Annotated in this window: 5 protein-coding genes; 4 read left to right on the top strand and 1 reads right to left on the bottom strand. The window is 61.9% G+C overall.

The window, feature by feature from the left end; genetic code table 11:
- Positions 1-96: 96 nt before the first annotated feature.
- Positions 97-963: a transcriptional regulator HexR gene (gene hexR, locus ACIPZF_RS17580; RefSeq protein WP_400801598.1), complete on the bottom strand. Its 867-nt coding sequence runs from the start codon at positions 961-963 to the stop codon at positions 97-99.
- A gap of 103 nt (positions 964-1,066) precedes the next feature.
- Here hexR and zwf point away from each other — a divergent pair, with 103 nt between their 5' ends.
- The 4 genes from zwf (at position 1,067) to ACIPZF_RS17600 (ending at position 6,277) form a co-directional block, all read left to right on the top strand.
- Positions 1,067-2,509 (top strand): glucose-6-phosphate dehydrogenase, encoded by a 1,443-nt coding sequence (gene zwf / locus ACIPZF_RS17585; protein WP_400801599.1) that lies wholly within the window; start codon positions 1,067-1,069, stop codon positions 2,507-2,509.
- A gap of 88 nt (positions 2,510-2,597) precedes the next feature.
- Positions 2,598-4,787 (top strand): DNA helicase II, encoded by a 2,190-nt coding sequence (gene uvrD / locus ACIPZF_RS17590; RefSeq protein ID WP_400801601.1) that lies wholly within the window; start codon positions 2,598-2,600, stop codon positions 4,785-4,787.
- Between the two features lie 113 nt (positions 4,788-4,900).
- Positions 4,901-5,755, top strand: coding sequence for a Tim44 domain-containing protein (locus ACIPZF_RS17595; RefSeq protein WP_400801603.1), 855 nt, complete (start codon positions 4,901-4,903; stop codon positions 5,753-5,755).
- Between the two features lie 114 nt (positions 5,756-5,869).
- On the top strand, positions 5,870-6,277 hold the full coding sequence (locus ACIPZF_RS17600; protein WP_400801605.1) for an SMI1/KNR4 family protein: 408 nt from the start codon (positions 5,870-5,872) through the stop codon (positions 6,275-6,277).
- The last annotated feature ends 211 nt before the right edge of the window (positions 6,278-6,488 follow it).

The raw sequence follows: 6,488 nt of genomic DNA on the forward strand, positions 1-6,488 counted from the left end.
GTCTCCCTGATCGAGTGCGGGGACCTTCAGACTGGCTTCAATGGTTTACCGTTTTGCTGAGCAATCGTGACAAATCAGTGAATTTTGCCGCTTCTTTCAATCATCCATCGCCTTGATCGACTTCGGCGACAGGCGCAGGCTACGCAAACTGCGTTTCACGCTCTTGAGGTGGTTGACCAGGCTAGGGCCACGCGCCATCGCCACGCCCATTGCCAATACGTCGATCACCACCAGGTGGGCAATACGCGAGGTCAGGGGGGTGTAGATTTCAGTATCTTCATGCACGTCGATCGCCAGATTGACGGTCGAAAGCTCTGCCAGTGGCGTCTGGCTCGGGCACAGGGTGATCAGGTTGGCGCCACTCTCACGGACCAGATTGGCGGTGATCAGCAAATCCTTTGAACGGCCCGACTGGGAAATGCACACGGCAACATCTCCAGGCTTGAGCGTAACAGCCGACATCGCTTGCATATGCGGATCGGAATAAGCGGCCGCACTCAGCAACAGGCGGAAGAACTTGTGCTGCGCATCGGCCGCCACCGCACCGGACGCACCAAACCCATAGAACTCCACACGCTGCGCCTTGGCCATGGCGCTCACCGCCTGCTGCAACGCGTGCGGGTCGAGGTGTTCACGCACTTCCATCAGCGTGTGCAAGGTGGTGTCGAAAATCTTCAGGCTGTAGTCGGCAACCGAATCGTCTTCATGGATTGCGAACTGCCCGAAACTGGCGCCAGCGGCCAGGCTCTGCGCCAGCTTCAGCTTGAGATCCTGAAAGCCCGAACAACCGATCGCCCGGCAGAAACGCACGATGGTCGGTTCGCTGATGCCTACGTTGTGCGCCAGATCGGCCATCGAGCTGTGCATGACGGCAGCCGGGTCGAGCAGCACGTGGTCGGCCACTTTCAGTTCCGATTTGCGCAGCAGGTGGCGCGATTGGGCGATATGTTGCAACAGATTCACGTGCTGGACTCGGTTATGATCGGCTGGCCGGGATGTAGCTTTCTTGTAGTTATACTACATGGACGACAACCCGCCCAGTTAAACGAAGGTGGAGCGTAGTGGTTTGACTATTCCTTGCGACATTCTGGTGTTCGGTGGCACCGGTGATCTGGCCCTGCACAAATTGCTGCCGGCGCTCTATCACCTGTATCGCGAGGCACGCCTTAACACTGCCGTGCGCATCATTGCCTTGGCCCGCCGCAACCTCTCGCGCAACGACTACCTCAAGCTCGCCGAACGCCATTGTCGGGTACAAATTGCCCGCAACGACTTCGACGAGGACGTTTGGCAGCGCTTTTGCGCACGTCTCGACTACTTCCCCATGGACGCCTCGCAAAGCGCCGACTTCGGTCGCCTGGCGCGCTACCTCGGCGAGCCTGGCGGGCTGACCCGCATCTTTTACCTGGCCACCGCCCCCAACCTGTTCGTGCCGATCGCCAACCACCTGCGCGTGGCCGGGCTGGCGGATCCCGAAGCGCGCATCGTGCTGGAAAAGCCAATTGGCCATTCGCTCGCGTCGGCCACCGCCATCAATGAAGCGATCGGTGCAGTGTTCGACGAGCCCCAGGTGTTTCGCATCGACCACTACCTGGGCAAAGAAACCGTGCAGAACCTCATGGCCCTGCGTTTCGCCAATGCCTTGCTAGAACCGGTGTGGCGCAACGGGCAGGTCGACCATGTGCAGATCAGCGTCTGCGAAACCCTCGGCGTGGAGAATCGCGGCGGTTATTACGACCGCTCCGGTGCAACCCGTGACATGCTGCAGAACCATCTGTTGCAGCTGCTGTGCCTGGTGGCCATGGAGCCGCCCGCGGAGTTCGAAGCCGAAGCGGTGCGTGACGAGAAGGTGAAGATCCTGCGCGCCCTCAAGCCGATCACCGGCCAGGACGTGCAGGACAAGACCGTGCGCGGGCAGTATGGTGCCGGGCACATCGGCGGCCAGGAAGTGCCTGCCTATTACTTCGAGAAGGACGTGGACAACGACAGCGATACCGAAACCTTCGTTGCCGTGCACGCCCACATCGACAACTGGCGCTGGGCCGGGGTGCCGTTCTACCTGCGCACCGGCAAGCGCATGGCACGGCGCTCGTCGCAGATCGTCATCCAGTTCAAGCCGGTGCCCCATGAGCTGTTCAGCGGCGGACAGGTCAACCAGTTGCTGATCCAGCTGCAACCGGACGAGCGCATCAGCCTGCGCATGATGACCAAGAGCCCGGGCAAAGGCATGCGCCTGGAGCCGGTGGAGCTGGACCTCAACCTGGCCCAGGTATTTGGCCAGACCCGTCGCTGGGAAGCCTACGAACGCCTGCTGCTGGATGTGCTGGAGGGTGACTCGACGCTGTTCATGCGGCGCGACGAAGTCGAAGCGGCCTGGGCGTGGATCGACCCCATCATCAAAGGCTGGCAGGAGCACTTCCAGGCGCCCCGGCATTACGCCGCCGGCAGCAATGGCCCGGAGCAGGCCAACAGCCTGCTGGCCAGGCACGGCCGGCACTGGCACGGCTGAGAGGCTCACCGATGAGCGGCGGCGTTACAGGTGAACATTTATACAGTGGGTGTTTGCCCCCAATCCTGCCTGCCCCTAGAATGGCCGGATGCACACAGATGACCTCTCCCTCCTGCTGAACTCCCTCAACGATGCCCAACGCCAGGCCGTCGCGGCCACGCTCGGGCGTCAACTGGTGCTTGCTGGCGCCGGCTCCGGTAAAACCCGCGTGCTGGTGCACCGCATCGCCTGGTTGATCCAGGTCGAGCAGGCCTCGCCGCACTCGATCCTGTCGGTGACCTTCACCAACAAGGCTGCCGCCGAGATGCGCCATCGGATCGAGCAGTTGCTGGGAATCAACCCAGCGGGCATGTGGGTGGGTACCTTCCACGGCCTGGCGCACCGCCTGTTGCGGGCGCACTGGCAGGAAGCACGCCTGGTGCAGAACTTCCAGATCCTCGACAGTGACGACCAGCAGCGCCTGGTCAAGCGGGTGATCCGCGAGCTGGGCCTCGACGAGCAGCGCTGGCCGGCGCGCCAGGCTCAGTGGTTCATCAACGGGCAGAAGGACGAGGGCCTGCGCCCGCAGCATATCCAGGCCGGTGGCGACTTGTTCCTGGGCACCATGCGCAGCATTTACGAGGCCTACGAACAGGCCTGCGAACGCGCCGGGGTCATCGACTTCTCCGAACTGCTGCTGCGTGCGCTGGACCTGTGGCGTGATCACCCGGGCCTGCTCGAACACTACCAGCGGCGCTTCCGCCACCTGCTGGTGGACGAGTTTCAGGACACCAACGCCGTGCAGTACGCCTGGTTGCGCCTGTTGGCCGGAGGTGGCGGCGGCAGCCTGATGGCCGTGGGCGACGATGACCAGTCGATCTACGGCTGGCGCGGCGCCAAGATCGAGAACATTCACCAGTACACCGCCGACTTCCCCGACGCCGAGATGATTCGCCTGGAGCAGAACTACCGCTCCACCGGCGGCATCCTCAAGGCCGCCAACGCCTTGATCGCCAACAACAGCGGGCGCCTGGGCAAGGAGTTGTGGACCGACCTCGGTGAAGGTGAGCCGCTCACCCTTTATGCGGCCTACAACGAACATGATGAAGCGCGCTATGTGGTCGAGACCATCGAGAGCCTGATCAAGCAAGGCTGCTCGCGCAACGAAGTCGCCATCCTGTACCGCTCCAACGCCCAGTCGCGGGTGCTGGAAGAAGCGTTGCTGCGTGAGCGCATCCCCTACCGCATCTATGGTGGCCAGCGCTTCTTCGAACGCGCCGAAATCAAGAATGCCATGGCGTACCTGCGCCTGCTCGAAGGCCGTGGCAACGACGCGGCCCTGGAGCGCGTCATCAACGTCCCGCCGCGCGGCATTGGCGAGAAGACTGTCGAAGCCATTCGCGAACACGCCCGCCACAGTCAGCTGTCGATGTGGGAAGCCATGTGCCAGCTGCTCGCCGCCAAGGCTCTCAAAGGCCGCGCCGCCAGCGCACTGGGCGCGTTCATCGAGCTGATCGAGAACCTCGCCGGCAAGACTGCCGATATGCCGCTGCACAGCATGACCCAGACGGTTATCGAACAATCAGGCCTGATCATCTATCACCAGGAAGAAAAAGGTGAAAAGGGCCAGGCACGGGTAGAAAACCTTGAGGAACTGGTCAGCGCCGCGCGCAACTTCGAAACCAGCGATGACGACGCGGATCTCTCGCCACTGTCGGCCTTCCTCGGCCACGCCTCGCTGGAAGCCGGCGAAGCGCAGGCGGACGAGCATGAAGACAGCATTCAGCTGATGACCCTGCACAGTGCCAAGGGCCTGGAATTCCCTTATGTATTCCTGGTAGGGATGGAAGAAGGTCTGTTCCCGCACAAGATGAGCCTGGAAGAACCTGGACGACTGGAAGAGGAACGTCGCTTGGCGTACGTGGGCATTACCCGCGCCATGCGTCAGCTGTTCATGACCTATGCCGAAACCCGTCGCCTGTACGGTAGTGAGACCTACAACAAGGTGTCACGCTTCGTACGTGAGATTCCGGCAGGTCTGGTTCAGGAAGTGCGCCTTTCCAACAGCGTCAGCCGCCCGTTCGGCGGCGCCAAGAGCACCAGCACCAGCAGCCTGTTCGCCAATGCCAATATTCCGCAGACATCCTTCAACCTGGGCCAGCGAGTCCAGCATTCGGTCTTCGGTGAGGGCGTGATCCTCAACTTCGAGGGCTCCGGTGCCCAGGCCCGGGTGCAGGTGAACTTTGCCGAAGGCAGCAAGTGGCTGATGCTGGGGTATGCCAAGTTAGAGGCCATCTAGGCGAAGGCCTGCAACATTCAGGCAAAAGCTAGAAACATCTTGTCGCTGGTCATGTGCCCGGGAACCTGTGCACCATGACGCGCGTGCAATCCACAACAGGGGATATCCCATTTATGCAACGTTTTCTTAGCATCGCACTGGCGCTCTGCGTCGGCCTGACGCTGAGCCTGGACGCCAGTGCCAAGCGCTTCGGCGGCGGCAAGAGCTCGGGCTCCGCGCCTATCCACCAGACTCGCCAGGCTACGCCAACCACGCCTGCCGCCGCGCCGACCGCTCCTGGCCGTGCTCCGGCCGCCGCCAGCGGTGCTTCGCGCTGGCTGGGCCCACTGGCCGGCCTCGCCGCCGGTGGCCTGCTGGCGTCCATGTTCATGGGTGACGGCTTCGAGGGCTTCCAGATCATGGACTTCCTGATCGTCGCGCTGATCGCCTTCCTGGTGTTCCGCTTCATCGCCGCCCGCCGCCGCCAGCAGCAGCCACAAATGGCCGCTCCGGGCCATGCGCCGTTCCAGCGTGAAGCCCACGGCCAGCCTGCCCAGCCGTCGATTTTCGGTGGTTCGGCCGCACCTGCCGCTGCAGCTGCGCCGGTCATCAACGCCCCGGCCTGGTTCAACGAGAAGAGCTTCCTGGCCGCAGCGCAAAGCCACTTCCAGTCGCTGCAGCAGCACTGGGATGCCAACGAGATGGACAAGATCGCCGAGTTCGTCACGCCGCAAATGCTCGAGTTCCTCAAGCGCGAACGTGCCGACCTGGGTGATGGCTTCCAGGCCACCTACATCGACAACCTTGAAGTGCAACTGGACGGCGTGGACGATCGTTCCGACCGTACCGACGCCACCCTGACCTTCCGTGGCGTGTCGAAGACCTCGCGCTTCGACCAGGGCGAAGCCTTCAGCGAAAGCTGGCACATGGTTCGCGCCCAGGGCGAGAACCAGCCTTGGCTGGTCGCCGGTATCCGTCAAAACGGTTAACCGTCGCACGTTGCACAAAAAACCCCAGGCCTGTCCCGGGGTTTTTGCTTTTGCCAGACCGTCCTACTAGGGTATAACGCGCAGCGTTGTCATCAAGGTCAGAGGAAATGAACCGTGGAAGAAGTGATCGAACAACTCCGTGAAGCCAATGAACCGGTACCGGTGCCCCTGGAGCTTCCCGATGAAGACCAACTGGTCGAGATCGAGGAACAGCTGTTCATCAATATTCCGTTCGTGTTCAAAGAGTTTCTTTTGACCGTCAGCGACGTTGTGTACGGCTCGCTGGAGCCTGTGACTGCCACCGACCCGCAGTCGCATACCTACCTTCCTGAAGTCGCCGCCAATGCCTGGGATGCAGGCGTACCCCGTGAGCTGATCCCACTGTGCCAGGACGGTGACAACTACTACTGTGTCGAAGAAGACGGCACCGTAGTGCTGTGGGATGCCGACGAAGAGCTGGTGAGCGAAGACAGCTGGGAATCAGTCTGGCACTGGGCGCGGGACGTCTGGCTGGAAAGCTGATAGCACCACCCATTCCCAAGCTCTCACATATCCCGGTAGGAGCGGCTTCAGCCGCGAACACCGGCGGAGCCGGTGCCATACACCGCGTCGTTCTCTTCGCGGCTAAAGCCGCTCCTTGTATCTCGACTTTCGCCTCCCAAGAGGCGAAAGTTCTCGACTGATCATCGAGGGAAGGTCTTGAAGCGGAGCCGCTCCTAGGGCATCGAGCCCG

This window comes from Pseudomonas sp. NPDC089752 (assembly GCF_044748725.1).
Lineage (GTDB): Bacteria > Pseudomonadota > Gammaproteobacteria > Pseudomonadales > Pseudomonadaceae > Aquipseudomonas.

Excerpts from the sequence above, each read along its gene's own strand:
- uvrD (WP_400801601.1), top strand. The coding sequence starts at position 2,598 with ATGCACACAGATGACCTCTCCCTCCTGCTGAACTCCCTCAACGATGCC.
- ACIPZF_RS17595 (WP_400801603.1), top strand. The coding sequence starts at position 4,901 with ATGCAACGTTTTCTTAGCATCGCACTGGCGCTCTGCGTCGGCCTGACG.